Below are 20,735 nucleotides of genomic sequence, written 5' to 3' on the forward strand. Positions count from 1 at the left end.
CGGCCGCGCACGCGCGTGGGGACGCGGGCTCATACGCACACGGCGCCGGGCCGTGACGTCGGGCGCCGTGCTGGTCGTTGTGGTGGCGGGGGTCGGAACCTGGGCGTTCCAGGGCCCTTTGGCGACCAAGGACCAGTACTGCTGGGGCGCTTGGGAACAGGACAGCGGGCCCGACATGCTGGGTGACGCGGCGTTCTCGGGCGACGACTCACGCAGTCGTACGTCAGAGGAGACGCCGCCGGCATCGGGGAAGCCGACGGGCTCGTGCATCCTGACCGTGCGCTCGAGCCACGTCTACTCCGGCGACGAACTCGTCCAGAACACCTCCGTCACGGTGAAGTACGGCAGGGCTCCGAAGGACGCGGACGCCCGTCTGACGTGGCTCAACAACCACCTCGGCGACGGCGCGATGCCACTGCCCGACGGGCTGCCCGGCGCCGTCGACGGCACGCGCGGGCTGCTGGTCCTTCCGAAGCGGTGCGACACCCGCGACGGCCGCCCCACCGCGGTCACCCTCGACGCGCAGGCGCGGCAGGAGCCCGACGCCGTGGTCAAGCGGTCCCCCGACCTCGGCGGCTCGCGCGCGGTGACCGAACTCCTGGTGAAGGCGGCCAACAAGGGGATGGAGAAGGCGGGTTGTGCCTCGGCGGAGCCGTTGCGCACCACATCGCCCGTGCTCACGCTGCCGGAGAAGAGCGAGACCTTCTACTCCGATCCGGCGTGCCGCGTGGGCGGCCTCGACCTGGACCTGGACAGGGAGTCGGAGCGGTCGACCGCCTATCAGGTGGGCGCGGTCACCGACGACATGCAGTCCTGCTCTGTACGGATCGGCCGCGCGGACGTGGAGTACCTCGACGCCCTGATGGTCGCGCACCCCCGGTTCGACGCGCTCCTCAAGGACGTGACGGGCGACAAGGCGCCCGCGCCCGGCTGGCGGGGCAAGGGTGTCCTGAAGTCGGGCCATCAGATCGTGCGGGCCCGGTGCGCGGGGCGCCCGACGACGTTCCTGATGCTGGGCGCACCGGCGCACGCGGCCAAGCGACACTTCGCCGCATTCACCACCGCGGTGGCACAGCGACTGGGGTGCGCGGCTGTCGCGCCCGCCGCGTCAGCGGGAACCGAGGGAGAGCGCTGATGACCGAGGCGGAGACGACCAAGACGGACGAGACGGACGAGACGGACGAGACGGACGAGCCGGACGAGACCACGGCTGCGGCGGCCCCGGAGCCGGTCCGCCCCTGGTGGCACTGGCGGAGTCTCACGCGCGGGCGGCTGCGGCCGGCGGTCGCCGCCGCTGTCGCCGGGGCGCTGATCGGCGGGGCCTCAGTGGCCTGGCAGGCAAAGGCCGGTCCCTTCGAGGCGAAGTCGGCGTGCTGGGGCATGTTGAGCGACGACGACGTGGCGGATCTCTTCGCCGGCAAGCGGGACATCGAGGCGTCGGACGTGCCCATCACCTCGGACAGCATCTTCTCCGAAGGGCCGTCCGGTGTGTGCCGCCTGAAGTCGCCGCGCGGTCGGCGGGTCACGGCCCAGGTCCATCAGCTCGATACCCGGTTCGGCGGTTCGAGTGACAAGTGGGCCGACGAGTACCTGTCCGCACGGATGACCCCGCTGGGCGGCGGACTCCTGGGCATGTCGTCGGACACGCGCGCGTGGCTGGCGGTTCCGGAGGGCTGCGTCGGCAGGCAGTCGGACGGCGACGGCCCCCTGGTGGTCGACATGGACGCGGGCTGGACCACCTATGACGACGAGGTCGACGCCGGTGAACGCGCGCAGCTCACCAGCGCCGTGGTCCGGCTCGTCAACGGCTACATGGCCGAGCAGGGGTGCGAGGGCGAGGTGAAGGACCCCGCGGACAAGCTGCCCGCGCCCACCCGCTTCAAGGGCGAGAAGCCCGACGCGTACTGCGGTATCGAGGGGCTGCGCCTGGAGGGCACGCGGGAGGCCGACAAGTTCAATCCGCCGGTGGTGACGGCAGGCGAAGGTCCCGTACGGACCTGCGACCGCGACGTGCTCTTCGGGCACCCCCGGCTGCGGCTCATGACGGTCGAGGACCCGCGTCTCGCCGCGCTCTACACGGGCCTGAAGTTCAAGGGCGGCCCCAAGGTCAGGGCTGTGGGCGGCGTCGCGGGGACGGGCTTCCTGCGGGACGATTTCGGCCTCTTCCAAGCCGAGTGCCAGACCGGCGACGTCACGTTCCTCATCCGGGCCGACGGCACGGAACGCGCCGCCGACATCCGCACGCTCCTGCCCCGCTATGTGACCGAGGAGGCGGACCGCATCGGCTGCGGCCCCCTGCGGATCAAGCTGCCCGCATGACATCGGTTGCCGCCTCCGCCCGGGTCAGCGCCCACAGCACGAGCCCGAGGCAGCTGAACGCGGCACCCAGCGCGCAGACGGCGCCCCAGCCCGCCGCCGCGTACAGGGAGGTCGCGGCGATGGCGCCGGTCGCGCTGCCGATCGAGTAGAAGACCATGTATCCGCCGATCAGCCGGCTGCCCGCGTCCGGGTGCAGCGCGTAGATCAGGGTCTGGTTGGTGACATGGACGGCCTGCACGGCGAGGTCGAGAAGGATCACCCCGGCGACCAGGGCCCAGAGCGAGCTGCGGGTGAGGGCCAGGGGCAGCCACGACGCGGCGAGCAGTGTCAGGGCGATTCCGGTGGTCCGCCGGGAGAGGCCGCGATCGTTCAGGCGGCCCGCCACGGTCGCGGCCAGGGCACCGGCGACACCGATGAGGCCCAGCGCCCCGATCGCGCTGTGGGGAAGGAAGTACGGGGCTTCGCTGAGCGGCAGCGCGACGCTGCTCCACAAGGTGCTGAAGGCGGCGAAGATCAGCAGCCCGAACAGAGCCCGGCGCCGCAGCAGTGGCTCTCGTGCGAACAGGGTGATCGTGGAGCGCAAGAGCTGGCCGTAGCGCAGGGCGGATGTCGGCGGTGCATCGCTTCGGCGGGGCAGTACCCGATGCAGGACCAGGGCGAGCAGCGCGGTGAGCGACGCCGAGGCGAGGTAGACGGAGCGCCAGCCCGCGAGATCGGCCATGAGGCCGGATGCGGTGCGGGCGAGCAGGATTCCGATGACCACACCGCTGGTCACCAGGCCGACGACCCGTCCGCGCCCGGCGGCGGGCGCCAGTGCTGCCGCGAAGGCCACCAACGTCTGTGTGACGGCAGCGAGAAGCCCTGTCGCGGCCATGCCCGCGAGCAGGGCCGCCGCCGTGCGGGCGGCGGCCACCACGATCAACGCCACCACCAGGAACAGCAGTTGGGTGACGATGAGTCGTCTGCGGTCGACCACGTCGCCCAGCGGTACGAGGAAGAAGAGGCCGAGGCCGTATCCGACGTGGGTGAGGGTGACCACGCTGCCGACGAGTGCCGGGCTCATGGCGAGGTCGTGGCCCATGGTCACCAGGAGCGGCTGCGAGAAGTAGACGTTGGCCACCGCGGCCCCGCAGGCGACGGCGAACAGCAGGACGACGCCACGGGACAGGACGAACTCGCCGCCCGCACCGTTTTCGGGCATGGGTATGGGTGTGGGCATGGGCATGGGCGCTCCCCCGCATTTCTGGTTTCATCTTGCTACCAATAAGTGACGGCGACGCTAGCCTTTTTTGGTAGCATGTTGCAACCGTCAGACTGATGGCCGTCGCGCCGATGGCCGTTGGCCGTCGCGCCAATGTGAGAGTGAGGCAAGCCATGGTGACCAGGACGCGCTTCGACGACAGCGAATGTCCGGTCGCCCGGTCGGTGGACGCGATCGGCGACTGGTGGTCCCTGCTGATCGTGCGGGACGCCTTCGACGGAAGCCGGCGCTTCGGGGAGTTCCAGCGCGGTCTCGGCGTGGCGAAGAACATCCTCACCGCGCGTCTGCGCACCCTCGTCGCCGGCGGTGTCCTCGAATCCGTCCCCGCGTCGGACGGCAGCGCCTACCGCGAGTACGTACTGACGCCGAAGGGCAAAGCGCTCTTCCCCGTCATCGTGGCACTGCGGCAGTGGGGCGAAGAGAACTTCTTCGCCCCCGACGAACCGCACTCACAGCTGGTCGACCGCCGGCGGGGACGACAACTCCGCACACTGGAAGTGCTGTCCGAGGACGGGCGGCGGCTGAACCCCGACAACACCACCGTCCACAAGATCTCCGCCCGGTGATCGTCCGGTGGCGCGGCGGGCTCGGTGCTCGGTGGCGTGCCAGGGTCGGCGCGTAGGGCCCGCTCACCCCGCCCAGCGCGTTCATCGACGCCTTCCGCCGCGCCTTCGGCCACACGCCGGGTACGCACCCGAAGGGCTGAACCAGGCCGAGGGGCTGAGCCAGGGACCTCTCAACGTCGACAGACCGCTTGTCCAATGTCGACAGACCGCTCAGCCCAGTGTCGACAGTCCGCTCAGTGACCGCGGAACGCCTCCTCCAGCCACCAAGCCCCTTGCTCCCGCACCACCTTGGCGTCGACGAGCAGCGGCGCGGTCCGCGGGCCCGCGACCCAGTCCTGTACGGCCTTCAAGTCGGCGGGCGTGCGTACGGTCACCGCCTCGAAGCCGTAGCCGCGGGCCACGGCGGCGATGTCGGTGGGCGGGAACTCGACTGTGCCGAGCGGAAATCCGTGCGGGCCGAAGTGATGCACCTCCGCTCCGTACGCGTCGTCGTTGTAGACGACGACCACCATGGGCAGTCCGAGCCTGCGCACCGTGTCGAGTTCGACGGCGCTCATCAGCGCCCCGCCGTCGCCGAGCGCGGCCACCGCGAGCCGGTCCGGGCGGGCCAGGGCCGCGCCGATCGTGGTGGCGAGGCCGAGGCCGATGGACTGGAAGGCCTGGGTGAAGCACAAGCCCTGTTCGTCGGGGACGGAGAGGTACATCGTCGGGTAGCCCATGAAGTTGCCCGAGTCGACGCCGATCACCCGCCGCGCGGGAAGGATGTCGTCGAGGGCGATGCTGAGCGTGCGCGGGTCGATGCGGTCGCGGGTGCCGGTGTCGTCGTACGGGATGTCGCGCCAGTGCAGTCGGGCGGCCAGAGCGTCAGCGGTGTCGGAAGTGCGACAGCCACGGCCGCCGCTGCCGTTGTTCTCCAGCGCCGTGTGCGTCTTCTCCGCCGTGAGGAGCACGTCGCCGGTGATTCCGAGGTGGACGGGGTGGTGCGCGCCGAGCGCCGTGGGGTCGTCGTCGATCTGGACCAGGGTCGTGTCAGGGCCGATGAGGCGGCCGTGCCGCGTCGTCCACATGGTCAGCGAGCAGCCCAGGGCCACGATCACGTCGGCGCCCCGGATCAGCTCGGCGGCGAGCGGGGACGAGAACCCGCCCGCCACGTCGAGCGACCACGGGTTGCCCTGAAACTGGCCGCGGGCCACCGCCGACGTCGCGAGCAGCGCACCGCAGCGCTCGGCGAGCGCCTCCACCGCCCGGCGGCAGTCGGGGCCGCGCGCGCCGCGTCCGGCGACGAAGACCGGGCGCTCGGCGTGCGCGAGGATCTCGGCGAGGGCGGCGACGTCGTCGCTGGCGGGTTCGACGGCGGGGCGCGGGTGCGGTGGTACGACGGCGGCCAGGGCCCGGTCGGGATCCGCGACGTCCAGTGCCTGTACGTCGAGCGGGAGGTTGAGCACGACCGTGCGGCGCTCCTGGGCGGCGCGGTGCACGGCGGCCGCCGCCTGCGCGACGGCTTCGGCCGCCGACGTCACGCGGGCGCTCCCAGCACCGACCGCCTCCGCCAACGCACCCTGATCCACATGGAAGTTGGAGCGCGGCTCCGTGGCCTCCGCCGCGAGAACGACGAGAGGCGTACGGCTCTTGGCCGCCTCGCCGATCCCGGTGAGGGCGTTCGTGAGCCCGCACCCCTGGTGCACGCTGACCACCGTCACGGCGCCCCGCACCCGGGCGTACGCGTCGGCCATGGTGGCGGCACCGCCCTCGTGGCGCGCCGCGACGAACCGTGCTCCCGCCGCCACCATCGCGTTGGTGACGTGGAAGTTGCCGGAGCCCACCACGCCGAAGACCTGCCCGACCCCGGCCGCGACCAGGGCCCGCCCGACCGCTTCGGCGACCTTCACGACTGCCGCCCCGCCCGTTCGACGAGGGCGAGGACCCGCGCGGGAGCCCCGGAGCCCGAGACGATGGGCAGCGGCCCGGCGATCACGACGGCGCCGGTCGGCGGCAGCTCCGCCAGGTTCTGGAGCTGCGTCAGGCCGTACTTGCCACTGCCCATGAGGTACGAGTGACAGGGAAACGCAGGCTCGAACGTGGACGCCCGGCCCGCGTCGGTGCCCACCGTCTCCACGCCGAGCCCGGCCACCGGCGACTCCTCGGCCACCCAGCGGGCGCACGCGGCGGACAGGCCCGGCGTACGCGGACCGTTCTCGTCGGCGTTGAGAAACGGCTCCTGCGCGTACGACCTGCTGTCCCACCCGGTCCGCACCAGGAGCCACCCGCCGTCGGGCAGCGCGCCATGCCGGTTCTGCCAGGCCTGCAGGTGCTCCACCTCGATGAGGAAGTCGGGATCCTTGGCGACCTCGTCGGTGACGTCGAGCACCACAGCGGGCGCCACGAGTTGGTGGGCGGGCACCGAGGCGACGTCCGCGAGGTCCTTGCCGGTGACCCAGTGGTTGGGGGCGTCGAAGTGCGTGCCGGTGTGCTCGCCGGTGCGGAAGTTGTTCCAGTACCAGGCGGGCCCGCGGTCGTCGTACCGGCTGATCTCCTCCAGCTCGAACACCTTGGTCTGCCCGAACTGGGGCGGCAGTTCGAGGACGGGCGTGGTGGACGACAGCGGAGCGGTGAGGTCGACGACTTCGATCGCGCCGCCACGCAGCCCCGCCACCAGGGCGGCGAGAACGGAGGGTGACGAGGACCCCGACGCTGATGCTGATGCTGATGCTGATGCTGATGCTGATGCTGACGCTGACGTTGGCTCAGGCATGCCTGCATCCTGAAGGCACCGGCAATCCCGCACAAGCGCCCGGGCGCGACCCGGAGACGGTAGGTCCCATAGGCTCGCCCGCACCACATGCGGGCTCTCGGCCCGCGCGGCCCGCTGCCCTGGCCGAACTCCCCGAACTTCCTTCCCGAACTTCCCCAACTTCCCGAACGGAGCCGACATGGAGTATCCGGATCTCTCCACCCTGCCCGTGGAACTGCAGGAGGCCGTGCGTGCCAACGGCTCGCTCAACGTCTTCCGGATGATGATGCACTCACCGGCCCTGGCGCCGGGCCTGCTGACGCTCGGGGAGTCGGTCCTGCGGCACAACTCGCTGCCGGACGCCTTGCGCGAACTGGTCATCGTGCGGGTCGGTCATGTCTACGGAGCGGCCTACGAGGTTCACCACCACGAGAAGGCCGCTCGCCTCGTCGGCCTCGGGGAGGAGGCGCTCGCCGCCATCGGGACCGGGTCGGCCGAGAAGCTCTCGGGCCCCGAAGCCGCCGTCCTGGCCGCCACGGACCGGCTGCTCGCCCGGCACACCCTCGACGAGGCCGCACGTGCGGAGTTGCTGGCGTTCCTGACGGTCAACCAGCTCGCGGACCTCGTCATCACCGTGGGCTACTACCAGCTCATCTGCGATTTCCTCAACACCTTCGAGGTGAAGGTCGAGGACCGGACCCCGCCGCCCCTGGGCGAGGAGCCCGTCTGAGGCGGACTCGGCGCAGCGGGCCTCGGCGGCGTCACCCGTCAGTCCTTGCGCTTACGGGCCTTCGTGGATTCGTTCCCGCCCCCGCGCGGATGCCACAGCCGCAGCCACAGGTCTCGGGCATGGCGCCCTGCCTCCGTACGGCTGCGCGCCACGATCTCGCGGGCCTCGTCGTCCGTCTCCACCATGGGTCCTGAGCCGCGCAGCGGTCGGCCTGCCGTCTCGTGCAGGAAGAACGTCGAGACCAGGCCGATCACTCCGGCCACCATCAAGTAGAAGGCCGGCACCAGGGTGTTGCCGGTCTTGTCGACCAGGAAGGAGGCAAGCAACGGGGTGGTGCCGCCGAAGAGGGAGACGGAGATGTTATAGGCGATCGACAGCGCGCCGTACCGCAGACGGGTGGGGAACAGGGCCGGCAGAGTTGCGGCGGCCGTGCCCGCGAAGCAGACCAGAAGCAGCCCGAGGATGGCGCAGCCGAACGCGGGCAGGAGGATGCCGCCCTCCCTGATCAGCAGGAACGCCGGAATGGCGAGCGCGATCAGCGCGATGCTGCCGCCCATGAACATCGGGCGTCTGCCCCACCGGTCGGAGCTGCGGCCGACCACGGTGATGGAGAGAGCGACCAGCAGCATGGTGCCGAGCACCAGCAACTGAGCCGTCGTGTCGCTCTCGCCCAAGGTCGCCGTCATGAACGTGGGCAGATACGACGTCACCATGTAGTTCGTGACGTTGTAGAGCAGCACAAGGCCCATGCAGATCAGCAGCGCCTGCCAGTGGCGGGTGAAGATCTCCTTGAGCCGCCCCTTGCCCGACTGGCGGGCTTGCTCGATGGGGTCGTCGTCCCCGCCCTCGGCCCCCTCCCCGCGCTCCGCCGCCGCGGAGGCGGCCTCCTGCTGGAAGGCTGGCGTCTCCTCCAGCTTCAGCCGCATGTACAGGCCGATGAGCCCGAGCGGTCCGGCGATGAAGAAGGGGATACGCCAGCCCCAGCTCTCAAGGCCGTCCGACCCCAGGGCCAGGGTGAGTACCGTCACCAGGCCCGAGCCCAGGGAGTAGCCCACGAAGGTGCCGAAGTCGAGCCAGCTGCCGAGGAAGCCGCGCCGCTGGTCGGGGGCGTACTCGGCGATATAGGTGGTGGCGCCGGCGTACTCGCCGCCCGTGGAGAAGCCCTGGACGAGGCGGCACACGAGCAGCAGCAGCGGGGCGGCGAAACCGATCGAGGCGTACGACGGCAGCAGGCCGACGGCGAAGGTGCTCGCAGCCATCATGATCATGGTTACCGCGAGCACGCGCTGCCGGCCGATGCGGTCGCCCAACGGCCCGAAGACGAGACCGCCGAGCGGGCGGACGAGAAAGGCCGCGGCGAATGTGGCAAAGGTGGCGACGACCTGGGCCCCGGGCGAACTGGACGGAAAGAAGACCTTTCCGATCGTGCCCGCCAAATAGGCGTAGACGCCGAAATCGAACCACTCCATGGTGTTCCCGAGCGCGGCAGCCGTCACCGCGCGCCGCACCTTCGGGCGGTCCGAGACCATCACGTCATCGGCGCTGAGTGCCTTCTTGCGGCGGCGCAGCAGCGTACGCGCCATACGGTCGGTCGCCGCACGTGAGGTGCGCGTCGATTCCGTGTCCGGCTCACGGGGCCGTCGGGGCGTTCTGTGCGGAAGGCCTCTCACCATGGAGCTTTTCTCCCCTTGCCTGAGAAAAAGCTGTGTCGCCGCAAAATTAGGCCGCCGAAGAGCGACCGGCAAATTGTCCGCCCGCCATTCGGTGAGCCGTCATTTCGGTGAGACCGCCGGGTGCCGGTGTTCTAGTCCAGGGTTTCGGTGCCGGACCGCGGCACTGCCCAGGAGGGGAGCCAAACCGGCTCCGGGCCCGCCGTCAGGCCTCCGAGGTGTTTGATGACCGCCCGGAGACCCGGGTGCGGATCCGGCCTGGAGAAGATGAGCGAGATCGGGTAGACGAGCGTCGGATCCACGATCGGGATGCGGCGGATGTCGTGGTTCGTCGGCCAGATGTACCGGTCGCGTGTGCCCACGAGGGTGGCGACGTCCGTGGAGTCGGCGAGGGTGTCGAGGAGCACCTCGTTGCCGAAGTTCGGGCCCGCGGCGTCGATGCGGAGGTCGAAGTCGGTGGCGAGCTGGTCGTAGAACTCCGACCATTCGCTGCGTGGCGCGATACCCGGCACCCAGATCCGGTGGCGGCGCAGTTGGGCCGGCGTCAGTGTTCGCGCGGAGGCGAGCGGATGTCTCGGGCCGACGAGGAGTTCCAGCGGGGAGTCGAACGCGTGGATCATCCGCACGTCGCGCGGCAGCGCGGCCGGGTCGGTGATCGTGCGGAACGAGGCGTCGATGTCGCCCGCCTGGACGGCGGCGACCGCCACGCGCGGGTCATTGGCCCTGAGGGTCACCACGTCGAGGTCGGTCTCGGGATGCGATCGCCAGTAGTCGTGCAGGATGACGGCCTGCGCCGACCGCAGGCCGAGCACGTCGATCCGAAGGGCCCGCGAGCCCGGTCCGATCGCGGTGACGGCGCGATCGACACCCTCGATGATGTTCCGGGCGTGCGGGAGGAAGGCTTGGCCGTCGAGTGTCAGCTCGACCCCTCGGGCGGTACGGGTGAACAACCGGACGTCGAGTCCGCGCTCGAGCGTCGCGATCCGCTTCGACACGGCCTGTTGCGTCACGCCGAGTTCGTCAGCCGCGTGTCGCAGCTGACCGAGCTCGGCCGCGCGGACGAACGATCGAACCGCCTCGGTGTCCATGGAGCCAGCCTAGGCGTGCCCAACCGATCGTTGTGGCTGCCCGGGGAGCCGGTTGTTCGATCCCGCCGCGACGGCGCGGCCTTCGGCTCAGCCGGTGTGCTCCCTCAGCCGGTGTGCAGGATCCGAAAGCGGTCGAGGTCCGCCGGGTCTCGATCGACGACTTGGATCGGTGTCCGGTCCCACTGCCACACGCTGATGCCCGGCGTACGGGAGAACCGGATCTGCCCGCGGGTTCCTTCGACGGTGACGCCCGGCCAGGATTCGGCGACGCGCGCCCGGTCCACTCCCCCGTCGGAACGCACCGAGCGCAGCACATCGGCGAGGACGGCGATCGTGTCGTACCCCTCGAAGGCGACGAAGGAGGGTGCTTGGGCCAATCGTTCTCGGAGGGCCGATCCGACCCGTACGCCCAGTGGGCTGAGGCGTTCGGGCAGGTAGCGCAGGAAGGGGATCGCGGCGCCGTCGCCACCCAGCGACATCGCCCATTCGGCGAGCTCCGGCTGCCCGGCCGGAGCACCGATCATGGTCTCGGCGAGGCGCTTGTCGCCGCGGACGGCCTTGACGATCGGCACTGCCGGATCCGGGAGGCCGACCAGCAGAAGCAGGGCACTCGCGCCACTGGCGACGAGTTCGTCGCAGACGGCCGTGGGGCCGAGCGCGCTCGTGTCGAGTTCGACGACGGTGCCGCCGCGCGGAGCGAGGTGGTCCCGCAGGATGCGGGTCCCCGATGCCCAGTAGACGCTCGGCTGGGTCGCCACGGCGATGCGGCTGTGGCCCGCGTCGAGGAGGAAGTCCGCGTACGTCCGCCAGCCGCGGGACTGCGGCGGAGAGAGGCGCGCGACCCATTCGGTGGGCTGTTCGGTGAGCGCGTCGAGAACCGCCGACGAGCAGAGGTACGGCACGCCAAGGGCGTCGGCCCTGGTGGCAGCGGCCCGAGCGACGACGCTGTGATACTCCCCCGCCACGGCGGCCACGCCCAGACGAGCCAGTTCGTCCACGGCCGCCACGGCCTTCTCCGGGTCGGCCGCGGTGTCGCGGACCACAAGCTCAAGTGGTGCTCCGCCGATCCCGCCCGCGTCATTGACCTCATGAACGGCCAGCTCCAGCCCGGCGAGCAGATGCCGCCCAGCCCCGACCCAGCCGGGCCGGGTCAGCGGAACGAGCGCGCCGATCCTGACGGACGACCCGTCAGTCCGCTCCGCTTCAGGTGACGATGGTGGCGTACTCATGTGTCGGTGTCTCCCGTGTGACGAGTCGGTTGCCGGTTGCCCGGATCGCGGCGCGGCAAGGTCCCGGCTGGGCGTTGCTCTGCCGGGCCCACCTGGCTGATCGTGTCGGGACATTGATCCACCACCGCCGCCGTCGGGCAACCGATTTCTCTTCGCCGTCCCTCAGCCGTGGCCACCACCGAGAGCGTGGCGTTCACGGCTCGCGAGCGCGAGAAGTCCCGCTTGATCGCGGCGGGCACGATGACGTTGGCGATCGCGATCGACTCGGCGTCCTCCGGCTCGCCCAGTCGGCCCGTCTCCGGCCAGGAGTGCCGCCCCGCGGAAGCCCGGCAAGGCATTCGGATCTGTGGGCCTTCCGGATTGGTCCAGAAGAATTCCTCCCTCAAAAGGAGTGCCGGACCAATCCGTGCCCCGCCCGCGCTCCGGATGACGGGTGTGAGTGAAGAAGCGAGAACATCGAGGCACAGGGGCGGATGGCGGCTGGGCGGACTCGGCTCCCTGAGCGGTCTGCTGGCCGGTTGCTCCGCCCTGGCCACGGCCGAGCTCGTGTCAGTCGCGGTACGCCCGGAGTCCAGCCCGGTGATCGCGGTGGGCGGGGCGGCGATCGACCGCACGCCGCCCGCGGTGAAGGACTGGGCGATCCGGCAGTTCGGGACGGACGACAAGCTCGTCCTGCAACTGGGCATCCTCGCCGTCCTGACCCTCCTCGCGCTGGTGCTCGGAGCGCTGGCGGCCCGCTTTTGGCGCATCGGCTCCGCCGGGGTCCTCCTGTTCGGCGTCATCGGGGCCTTCGCCGCGACGAACCGACCCGACTCCACGAGCCTCACGGACGCACTGCCGTCGGTGGCCGGTGCCGTGGTGGGAGCGGGACTCCTCTACTACCTCGTCGGACGCCTGCGCCCGCGGCCGGCGAAGGCCCTCGCAGACGCGGATCAGGCCTCCGAGACATCCAACGCGTCCAACACGTCCAAGGCGTCCAAGGCGTCCAAGGCGTCCAAGGCGTCCAAGGCGGAGACGGGCTGGGACCGGCGGGGGTTCATCGTCGCCGCGACGGCCGCGGCAGCCGCCTCCGCGGGGGCCGCTCTCCTCGGCCGCTCCCTGAACGGCGCTCAGGGCCAGAACGCCATCGCCTCCCGCAATCAGGTCAGGCTGCCCGCCCCGGCCTCGCCCGCCTCACCGACGCCCAAGGGCGCGGCGCTGCGGGTCAAGGACGTCAGCACGTTCATGACGCCCCATCAGGACTTCTACCGGGTCGACACCGCCCTGGTGGTACCCAAAGTCGACGCGACCGCGTGGAGGCTGCGGATCCACGGCAAGGGCGTCACCCGCGAGAAGACCCTGACCTTCGCGGATCTGCTGCGCATGCCGCTGATCGAGCGGAACATCACGCTGGCCTGTGTCTCGAACGAGGTGGGCGGCCCGTACGTGGGCAACGCCCGCTGGATCGGCGTGCGGCTGGCCGACCTCCTGACACAGTGCGGCGTGGAGCCGCCGTCGAAGGGCGGTCCCGCGGACCAGTTGGTCGCGCGGTCCGTGGACGGGATGACCATCGGCAGCCCGGTCGAGGACGTCATGGACGGCCGCGACGCGATGCTCGCCCTCGGGATGAACGGCGAGCCGCTGCCCTTCGCGCACGGGTTCCCGGTGCGCATGGTGGTCCCGGGCCTGTACGGCTTCGTATCCGCCTGCAAGTGGATCCAGGACATCGAGCTGACCACGTTCGACGACTACGACCCGTACTGGGTGAAGCGGGACTGGGCGCGCAGGGCGCCGATCAAGACCCAGTCCCGGATCGACACGCCCAAGCCGTTCGCCCGCCCCAAGTCCGGCGACACCGTGATGGTCGCGGGAGTGGCCTGGGCCCAGCACCGAGGCATCGACAAGGTCGAGGTGCGCGTGGACGACGGCGCCTGGCAGCAGGCCGAGCTGGCCGCCGAGGACACCCGGGACACCTGGCGCCAGTGGTCCTTCCCCTGGAAAGCCGCCTCCGGCGGCGGCCACACCCTGACGGTCCGGGCCACTGACCGGACGGGTGAGACACAGACCCAGAAGCGGACCCGCACGATCCCCGACGGGTCCAGTGGCTGGCATTCGGTGGTGGTCACCGTGGATTGACCGATGCTCCCCCGATATTCCCCGATGTTCCCGGCCGGTTCCCGGATGTTCCCGGAACCGCCCCCTCCCCTCACCAGGCGAAATCAATCAAGGAGTAGAAATGAACGCCATCACCCGCCGTACCCGTCGTGGAGCCCTCGTTCTCGCCGCGGCGGCGATGCTGCCGCTGGCCCTGACCGCCTGTTCCAGTGACGACAGCAAGGACAAGGCGTCATCGGACTCCACGTCGTCCGCCGCCTCGGACAAGGCGACCGACAAGGGCAACGACAGCGCGGGCGACACGAGCAGCATGGACGAGCCGTTCGGCCCGGCCTGTTCCTCGGTGCCCAAGGACGGCAAGGGCAGCTTCGACGGCATGGCCAAGGACCCGGTCGCCACGGCCGCGTCCAACAACCCGGACCTGTCGACCCTGGTCACCGCGGTCAAGAAGGCCGGACTTGTCGACACCCTGAACAACGCCAAGGACCTCACGGTGTTCGCGCCGACCAACGACGCCTTCGCGAAGATCCCCAAGGCCGACCTGGACAAGGTCCTGAACGACAAGGCCATGCTCACCAAGGTCCTCACCTACCACGTGGTGGGCCAGAAGCTGGCGCCCGAGGACCTGGAGAAGGGGTCGTTCGAGACGCTGGAGAAGTCCAAGCTGACGACCTCGGGTTCGGGTGAGTCCTACAAGGTCGACGACTCCGCCAAGGTGGGCTGCGGCAACGTGCAGACCGCCAACGCCAACGTCTACATCATCGACACGGTCCTGATGCCGAAGAAGTGATGACGGGCGGGTGCGAGGGGCCGACCGCGTGCACGCGCCGTCCCTCGCACCCGGCGCCCACCGTGAGGTCAAGATCCAGCGCGGGCGGCGCCTCGGCCAGCCGCTCACGGGTACGGGCGACGGGCCCGCCCCTGCGGTGAATCCACCCGCACCGCTTGCGATGGCATGATCGACCTCGCAACCAGGGCCCCGTCACCCTTCCTTCAGCGGAAACACGCCATGCGGCACGAAGGGGCATCTATCTAAATATCACCTACCAAATCGGTCAGACAATTGATATCCATGGCTTCGCGGGTGCTTTCACGAATAGACCGCAAGATCAACTTCACCGCGTGGCACCGACCACGGGCAATCCTGTGGGCCACGGCCGTCGCGGTCGCCCTCGGGTTCCTCATCGCCCTTGAGATCGCCGCGCGCCACTACGGCGGCGTACCGGGACCGATCACCAACCAGGTGCGAGAGGTGCTGTTCGCACCCAAACCCGGCCCGCTGTACGGCGGTCTGATGCTGATGATGGTGGTGCTCACCTGGCGGCAGCGAGCCATCGCGCTCGGCACCGCGATCGGCGTCGACATCATCTTCGTACTGGTGCGGTGGGCGGCGGGCACCAAGGTGCCCGAGGGCCAGTTCTTCGGCAACGGCGCGCTGTGGGCGATGCTGGGCTGCGCGGTCATCGCGATCACACGCCGCACCGGCCAGGAACGCGTCCTGCTCCTGAAGGGCGTCGGCCTGGGCCTGCTCCTCGTGGCCGGCCGCAAGACCGGCGACACCTGGCTGCTCATCACGTCGAAGACCCGCCCGACCGTGCTCGACCCGTATGTGGCCATCGCCGACCACGCGCTGGGCAACCCGTCATGGCTGGCGGGCCGGATACTCAGGGCCAGCGGCCCGGTCACCACCCACGTTCTCGACCTGGTCTACGCCCAACTCGCGGTGGCCGCGATCGTCGTCGCCCTCTACCAACTGCGCAACGTGGCGGCCGAGCGCCGCTTCCCGCGCCACCATCTGGTGCGCACCTTCCTGGTCATCGGCCTGCTCGGTCCCGCCATCTACATGATCTTCCCGGTGGTCGGCCCGATCTTCGCCTACGGCCCCGGCACCTCCGGCACCGGCGGCGTGCAGTGGGCGGTGGCCGACCTCTGGCCGAACACACCGCCGCCGATCAGCGCCCCGCACCCCGTGCCCTACGACGGGATCACCCCTCGCAACTGCGTGCCCAGTCTGCACACCGCGTGGGCCACCGCGATCTTCATCCACTCCCGCAAGGGCCCACGCCTTCTGCGCCACGCGGGGACGTTCTGGCTCGTCGCCACGCTCAGCGCGACGCTGGGCTTCGGCTACCACTACGGCGTGGACCTCATCGTCGGCGTGGTGTTCGCGCTCACGGTCGAGGCGGCCCTGCGCTCGTTCGACCGCGGCTGGGACCGGCAGGGCATTCAGCTGGTCGCCTACGGCACAACGGTCTTCGCCGCGCTCCTGGTGGCGTACCGCTGTCTGCCGATGGACATGGCCAGGCACCCCGAGGTGTTCGGACCGCTTCTCCTGCTGGCGATGGCCTCAGTGATCTACGGCTACGTACGGACCACCCGACTGTGGGAACCCGAGGCCGCACCAGCCATCCAGGCGAAACCACAACCCGAACTGGTCTGAGTCATCCCACCCGGATGGGGTGATCCGGAGAGGGCATGGGCGAGAATCGGGGAGTGCCGGAGTACCGCTCGATCACCGCGTTGGACAGGCTCATCGACGACCTGGCCGTCGGCGAGGCCCGCCGCCGTCAGCTCGGCATGGTCCGTGGCGAACTGCTGCGGGCCCTGTCGCGTGACGCACTGCCCGTCGGCGCCCGTCGTTCACTGCGCCGCCTCCTCGAACAGGACGCCCTCGGCCCCTACCTCCGTATCGCGGAATCCGGCGCACTGCGAGCGCGACTGGTCAAGGGCGGGCGTCCACCCACCTCCCAGCCGACCAACGAAGCCCGAAAGCACTGCGTGGACATGCTGCGCGAGGCGATCGGCCTGCCCGGACTGCGCCTCGGCGGCGGCGCGGTGCTGCTGCAGCCCACACCGGAGTTCGGCGACCTGGCAGCCCTGCGCAACCACCTCGACCAGAACCTCACCGGCTACCTGTCACCGGGCCGGGCCCGCCTCACCGCGGTGCTCGCCCTCATCCTCGACACGGCCCCGCGCTCCGGCGAACTGGTCGCACTGCGCCTGTCCCACCTCACCCCGGACAACCGCGCGCTGTACATCGAACGGCACCCCCAGCACGGCAGCAGCCGACCGACGGAGCGCGACTGGTTCGCGCTGTCACCGCTGAGCCGCGCCGCACTCTCCCGATGGCTTCCGCTACGCCGGGAACTGGTCGAACGCGCCCACGGCACCACGAAACTCTGGGTCAGCCTGCGCCCCAACCACACCGGACTGCTCGACGACGACGGCCGGGCCACGCTCCGCCCGGCCGGACTCCCCCTCGAAGAGAACGGCCTGATCACCAGCTACCGCCGCGGCCGCACCCACTACGACCTCACCCGCCTGCTCCCGCCGAAGCCGGAACAGCTGCGCCGCGCGGTCATCGCCGAAACCCCGCCCACCGTCGCGGCGGCCGCGGCCCGGCCCTGATCCGAGCAGCCCGGATCCGAGCGGCCCGAAGGGCTTGTTATTAGTGAAGCGCTCCGACAACGAAGGGGACACGCATGCAACGACGGAGACACGCATGCGACCCACGCGGAGCTACCGAACCCCTGAGCCGGTCAGGACGAACCCGCGGTATCCGTCCAGGGCGGCGGCGTCGCACCGCGCCCGGTATCGGTCCAGGCCTCCGGTGTAGGCGAGGAACACCCGGGGTTTGTCCGGCACGTTCGCTCCTGTGTACCAGGAGGCGACGGCCGGGTAGAGCGTCAGATCGGCGAGGTCGGCGACGTGGGCGCACCACTCCTCCTCGGCGTCCGCGGTGGCGTCGATCTCGGTCAGGCCGCCCTCTCGCAGATGTGCGATGCAGTCGGTGATCCACTCCACGTGCTGCTCGATGGCCACCACCGCGTTGCTCAGCACGGACGGACTCAGCGGGCCGATCACGGTGAACAGGTTGGGGAAGCCGGACGACAGGAGGCCCAGATGGTTGCGAGGTCCTTGGGCCCACTTCTCCTGGAGTGTGGTGCCGCCCTTGCCGACGATGTCGATGGCGACCTGTGAGCCCGTCATGGCGTCGAAGCCGGTGGCGAAGACGATCACGTCGACGGCGTGGTCCCGCTCCGAGGTTCTGATGCCGCTCGGTGTGATCTCCACGATCGGGGTCTTGGCGAGGTCCACGACGCCGACGTGCGGCTTGTTGTACGTGGCGTAGTAGCCGGTGTCCAGGCAGGGACGTTTGGTGCCGTAGGGCAGGCCGCGTGGTGACAGCGTCTCCGCCGTCTCGGGGTCGCTGACGATCGTGCGGATCTTGGAGCGGACGAACTCGGCGACGGTCTCGTTGGCGGCCGCGTCGACGAGGATGTCGTTGTACGTTCGCAGCAGGCCGCTGAGCAGGCCCGACTCCCAGGCAGCCGCATAGGTGGCGGTGCGCTCGGCGTCGTCGGCCTCCAGGGCGGACCGGGTGGGCGGCTCGAAGACGGTGCCGCCCCTGGACTGCCGCTGGGCGGTCCGGAACTGCGGGTAGCGTGCCTTCAGTTCGGCGTTCTCCTCGGCGGACAGCGGACGGTTGCGGGCGGGGTGCGCGTACACCGGGGTCCGCTGGAAGACGGTGACGGCGGCGGCCTGCTCGGCGATGAGCGGGATGGCCTGGACGCCGGAGCAGCCGGTGCCGATCACCGCGACCCGCCTGCCGGTGAGGTCGACGCCCTCGTGCGGCCACTCGGCGGTGTGCAGGGCCCGGCCCTCGAACGCGGCGGCGCCGGGGATGTCCGGTTCCTTGACGGCCGACATGCAGCCGGTGGCCAGGATGACGAACCGGGTGGTGAGCTTCTCCCCTGTGTCGGTGGCGACCTGCCAGAGGTGGTCGTCCTCGTCGTACCGCGCACGCGTCACGCGGGTGCGCAGCGTGATGTCCGCACGCAGCCCGAAGCGGTCCGCGACGTGGTGGAGGTAGCGCAGGAGCTCCGGCTGCGTCGCGTACCGCTCGCTCCACTCCCACTCCTGGTCCAGTTCGGGCGAGAAGGAGTAGGAGTACGACGTGCTCTCGACGTCGCAGCGCGCGCCGGGGTAGCGGTTGCGGTGCCACGTACCGCCGATGTCGTCGCACGCCTCCAAGAGGCGTACCGACAGGCCCAGTTCGCGCAGGCGGTACAGCTGGTACAGGCCGGAGAAGCCCGCCCCGACCACGACGGCGTCGAGCTGCGGAACGGTGGGCGGGGACGGGGACGGGGGCAGGGACGGGGGCAGGGACGGGGGGACGCTGGGCATGCCGTTCTCCTGACGGTCGCTGCGGGGCTGCGTCAACTCGCGGTCGGGCGTGGGGCGGTGTGCCGGGGGCGGGCGGCGCGGGCCGTGAGGGGGATGACGGTGAGCGCGAGCACTCCCCCGCAGACGGCGAGGAGCGGGTAGCCGCCCCCTGCCACGACGAGGCCGGAGACCATGCCGCCGGTGGCTCCGGCGAGCGACATCCCCACATCGACAAGACCTTGTGTGGAGGCGCGTGCTTCGGCGGGTGCGGCCTCCGCGACCATCGCGGTGCCACTGACGAGCGCCATGTTCCAGCCGATGCCGAGCAGCACCATCGCGGTGGCGAGCAGGGCGGTTCCCACGGCGCCGGTGGGTGGCGCGAGGGCGGCCAGGAGTCCGGCGGTGAGCAGTACTCCTGCGGAGGACGCGGCCACGGGCAGGCTCCCGATCCGGTCCACCACGAGGCCGGTCAGGGGAGAGGGCAGGAACATGGCGCCCACGTGCAGGCCGATCACGACCCCGGCCAGCTGTGTGCTGTGCCCGTGGTGGGTGAGGTGCACCGGGGTCATCGTCATGATGGCGATCATCACGAGCTGCCCGCTGATCATCACGGCCGCGCCGGTGACGACCCCGGGTCCGATGCGGCGTACGCGCTGCGCGCCCGTCTTCGGCCCTGCGGCGTCCTGGTGTTGGCGGCTCCGGGCGAGCAGGAGCGGGTCGGGGCGCAGCCAGAGGGCGATGACGAGGGCGGCGGCCGTGTAGGCGACGGCGGCGAGGAGGAAGGGGCCGGTGAGGCGGGGCAGGCCGAGGGAGTCGGCCAGGGTTCCGGTGGGTCCGACCAGGGCGGGGCCCGCCACCGCGCCGAGCGTGGTGGCGAGGAGCACGGTGCCGGTGGCGCGACCGCGTTTGTCGGGCGGTGCGAGGTCGGTTCCGGCGTACCGGGCGAGCAGGCCGGTGACCGTGCCTGCGCCGTACACGAAGAGGGCGAACAGGAGCAGGGGCACGGTGCGGGACCAGGCGGCGGCGATCACGCCGATGCTGCCCACGGCGGCGGCCGCGTGCCCGAGGGCCAGCCCGGGGCGGCGGCCCCACCGCTCGGAGATCCTGCCGATGAGCAGGGCACCGAGCGCGCCTCCCGCGGTGAACAGGGCCACGGGCAGTCCGGCGAGGCCGGTGGAGCCGAGGAGATCCTGTGCGAGCAGTGCGCCGACGGTGATGCCCGCGGCCATTCCGGCTCCGCCGAGCGCCTGCGAGGCGACGAGTACGGTCAGGACGCGGCGTTGCACCTCGGGTCCGGCGAACTGCGTGGTGCGGGCCGCCGATGTCACGCGGTGGGCCCGTCGGAGGGGTCCAGGGCGGAGATCTCGGCCAGGCTCATGTCCATCTCCTGGTGGAGGAAGCGGACGATGGTCCAGTGCGGGAGCGCGTCCTCGTCGAACGGGCCGAACGCGGCGGCGTAGAACGGAATCCAGCGCAGGGCCTCCTCGGCCGCGACCCGGCGTCCCGCGTCCGCCCGGTCGCCGCCCTGGTCACCGTCCTGGTAGTCGGTGTAGGCGATGCTGCGGTGGTGGATGAAGTCCCCTCCGGGCAGGCGCTGTTCGCACAGCTCCCGGTACTCGCGGGTCTGCAGGATGAGGAAGTGCCAGATCTCGTCGATCTCCTGCTCCACCGGCAGGAACAGTCCGCCGAGCCGGTCGGGGTGGCGGGAGACCAGGTACAGGTAGCGCAGACATTCGCGCACCTGGTGCTCGACATGGGTGCGGTGGTGTTCCGTCTTCGCGGTGAAGTACGCGACGACCTCCCCGTGCAGCGCGCTGCCCAGGAGGTCTTCAGCGGTGGGGGCGGGAACTGCTGACGTGGCTGAGGTGGTCACGAGGCGGG

The 20,735-nt window shown here is 70.6% G+C and carries 17 protein-coding genes; 8 read left to right on the plus strand and 9 right to left on the minus strand.

Features of this window, described 5'->3' with window-relative positions; translation table 11 throughout:
- Positions 1-52: 52 nt before the first annotated feature.
- The gene (locus ACFVXC_RS00865; protein WP_389900280.1) at positions 53-1,135 is read left to right on the plus strand and encodes a hypothetical protein; all 1,083 of its coding nucleotides are present in this window, start codon (positions 53-55) and stop codon (positions 1,133-1,135) included.
- On the plus strand, positions 1,135-2,319 hold the full coding sequence (locus tag ACFVXC_RS00870; RefSeq protein WP_389900281.1) for a hypothetical protein: 1,185 nt from the start codon (positions 1,135-1,137) through the stop codon (positions 2,317-2,319). The genes ACFVXC_RS00865 and ACFVXC_RS00870 overlap by 1 nt, the downstream gene beginning before the upstream one ends.
- Here ACFVXC_RS00870 and ACFVXC_RS00875 read toward each other — a convergent pair.
- Positions 2,303-3,520 (minus strand): MFS transporter, encoded by a 1,218-nt coding sequence (locus ACFVXC_RS00875; RefSeq protein ID WP_389900282.1) that lies wholly within the window; start codon positions 3,518-3,520, stop codon positions 2,303-2,305. The two genes, ACFVXC_RS00870 and ACFVXC_RS00875, sit on opposite strands and share 17 nt — an antisense overlap.
- Before the next feature lie 173 nt (positions 3,521-3,693).
- Here ACFVXC_RS00875 and ACFVXC_RS00880 point away from each other — a divergent pair, with 173 nt between their 5' ends.
- Positions 3,694-4,146 (plus strand): winged helix-turn-helix transcriptional regulator, encoded by a 453-nt coding sequence (locus tag ACFVXC_RS00880; protein ID WP_389900283.1) that lies wholly within the window; start codon positions 3,694-3,696, stop codon positions 4,144-4,146.
- Between the two features lie 233 nt (positions 4,147-4,379).
- Here the strand turns inward: ACFVXC_RS00880 and ACFVXC_RS00885 are convergent, their stop codons facing one another.
- Both ACFVXC_RS00885 and ACFVXC_RS00890 read right to left on the minus strand, forming a co-directional pair.
- The gene (locus tag ACFVXC_RS00885; protein WP_389900284.1) at positions 4,380-6,035 is read right to left on the minus strand and encodes a thiamine pyrophosphate-binding protein; all 1,656 of its coding nucleotides are present in this window, start codon (positions 6,033-6,035) and stop codon (positions 4,380-4,382) included.
- Positions 6,032-6,802 (minus strand): cyclase family protein, encoded by a 771-nt coding sequence (locus ACFVXC_RS00890; RefSeq protein WP_389901513.1) that lies wholly within the window; start codon positions 6,800-6,802, stop codon positions 6,032-6,034. Before ACFVXC_RS00890 ends, ACFVXC_RS00885 begins: the two co-directional genes overlap by 4 nt.
- A gap of 274 nt (positions 6,803-7,076) precedes the next feature.
- On the opposite strand from ACFVXC_RS00890, the gene ACFVXC_RS00895 reads away from it, so the two are divergent.
- Positions 7,077-7,607, plus strand: a complete 531-nt coding sequence (locus tag ACFVXC_RS00895) for a carboxymuconolactone decarboxylase family protein (RefSeq protein ID WP_389900285.1) — start codon at positions 7,077-7,079, stop codon at positions 7,605-7,607.
- A gap of 38 nt (positions 7,608-7,645) precedes the next feature.
- On the opposite strand, the gene proP is transcribed toward ACFVXC_RS00895, so the two are convergent.
- The 3 genes from proP to ACFVXC_RS00910 form a co-directional block, all read right to left on the minus strand.
- Positions 7,646-9,190, minus strand: coding sequence for a glycine betaine/L-proline transporter ProP (gene proP, locus ACFVXC_RS00900; protein WP_389900286.1), 1,545 nt, complete (start codon positions 9,188-9,190; stop codon positions 7,646-7,648).
- 221 nt (positions 9,191-9,411) lie between these two features.
- A complete protein-coding gene (locus tag ACFVXC_RS00905) occupies positions 9,412-10,365 on the minus strand; it encodes a LysR family transcriptional regulator (RefSeq protein WP_389900287.1) in 954 nt (317 codons plus the stop codon).
- Between the two features lie 104 nt (positions 10,366-10,469).
- On the minus strand, positions 10,470-11,594 hold the full coding sequence (locus ACFVXC_RS00910) for an ABC transporter substrate-binding protein (RefSeq protein WP_389900288.1): 1,125 nt from the start codon (positions 11,592-11,594) through the stop codon (positions 10,470-10,472).
- A gap of 426 nt (positions 11,595-12,020) precedes the next feature.
- On the opposite strand from ACFVXC_RS00910, the gene ACFVXC_RS00915 reads away from it, so the two are divergent.
- The 4 genes from ACFVXC_RS00915 to ACFVXC_RS00930 all read left to right on the plus strand — a co-directional run bounded on the left by ACFVXC_RS00915 (position 12,021) and on the right by ACFVXC_RS00930 (position 17,096).
- Positions 12,021-13,709, plus strand: coding sequence for a molybdopterin-dependent oxidoreductase (locus ACFVXC_RS00915; RefSeq protein ID WP_389900289.1), 1,689 nt, complete (start codon positions 12,021-12,023; stop codon positions 13,707-13,709).
- Positions 13,710-13,818: 109 nt separating this feature from the next.
- Positions 13,819-14,478: a fasciclin domain-containing protein gene (locus tag ACFVXC_RS00920; protein ID WP_389901514.1), complete on the plus strand. Its 660-nt coding sequence runs from the start codon at positions 13,819-13,821 to the stop codon at positions 14,476-14,478.
- A gap of 282 nt (positions 14,479-14,760) precedes the next feature.
- A complete protein-coding gene (locus ACFVXC_RS00925) occupies positions 14,761-16,128 on the plus strand; it encodes a phosphatase PAP2 family protein (protein WP_389900290.1) in 1,368 nt (455 codons plus the stop codon).
- A 35-nt stretch (positions 16,129-16,163) separates the two neighbouring features.
- Complete coding sequence (locus ACFVXC_RS00930; RefSeq protein ID WP_389900291.1) at positions 16,164-17,096, plus strand: hypothetical protein; 933 nt, start codon at positions 16,164-16,166, stop codon at positions 17,094-17,096.
- A 111-nt stretch (positions 17,097-17,207) separates the two neighbouring features.
- On the opposite strand, the gene ACFVXC_RS00935 is transcribed toward ACFVXC_RS00930, so the two are convergent.
- Genes ACFVXC_RS00935 through ACFVXC_RS00945 form a run of 3 tightly spaced genes read right to left on the minus strand, consistent with a single transcriptional unit; the run spans position 17,208 to position 20,727 of the window.
- Positions 17,208-18,875, minus strand: a complete 1,668-nt coding sequence (locus ACFVXC_RS00935) for a flavin-containing monooxygenase (RefSeq protein WP_389900292.1) — start codon at positions 18,873-18,875, stop codon at positions 17,208-17,210.
- A 32-nt stretch (positions 18,876-18,907) separates the two neighbouring features.
- The gene (locus ACFVXC_RS00940) at positions 18,908-20,182 is read right to left on the minus strand and encodes an MFS transporter (protein ID WP_389900293.1); all 1,275 of its coding nucleotides are present in this window, start codon (positions 20,180-20,182) and stop codon (positions 18,908-18,910) included.
- Positions 20,179-20,727 (minus strand): hypothetical protein, encoded by a 549-nt coding sequence (locus ACFVXC_RS00945; protein ID WP_389900294.1) that lies wholly within the window; start codon positions 20,725-20,727, stop codon positions 20,179-20,181. The genes ACFVXC_RS00940 and ACFVXC_RS00945 overlap by 4 nt, the downstream gene beginning before the upstream one ends.
- Positions 20,728-20,735 lie beyond the last annotated feature (8 nt).

The sequence above is a fragment of the Streptomyces sp. NPDC058257 genome (genome assembly GCF_042881845.1).
Taxonomy (GTDB): Bacteria; Actinomycetota; Actinomycetes; order Streptomycetales; family Streptomycetaceae; genus Streptomyces.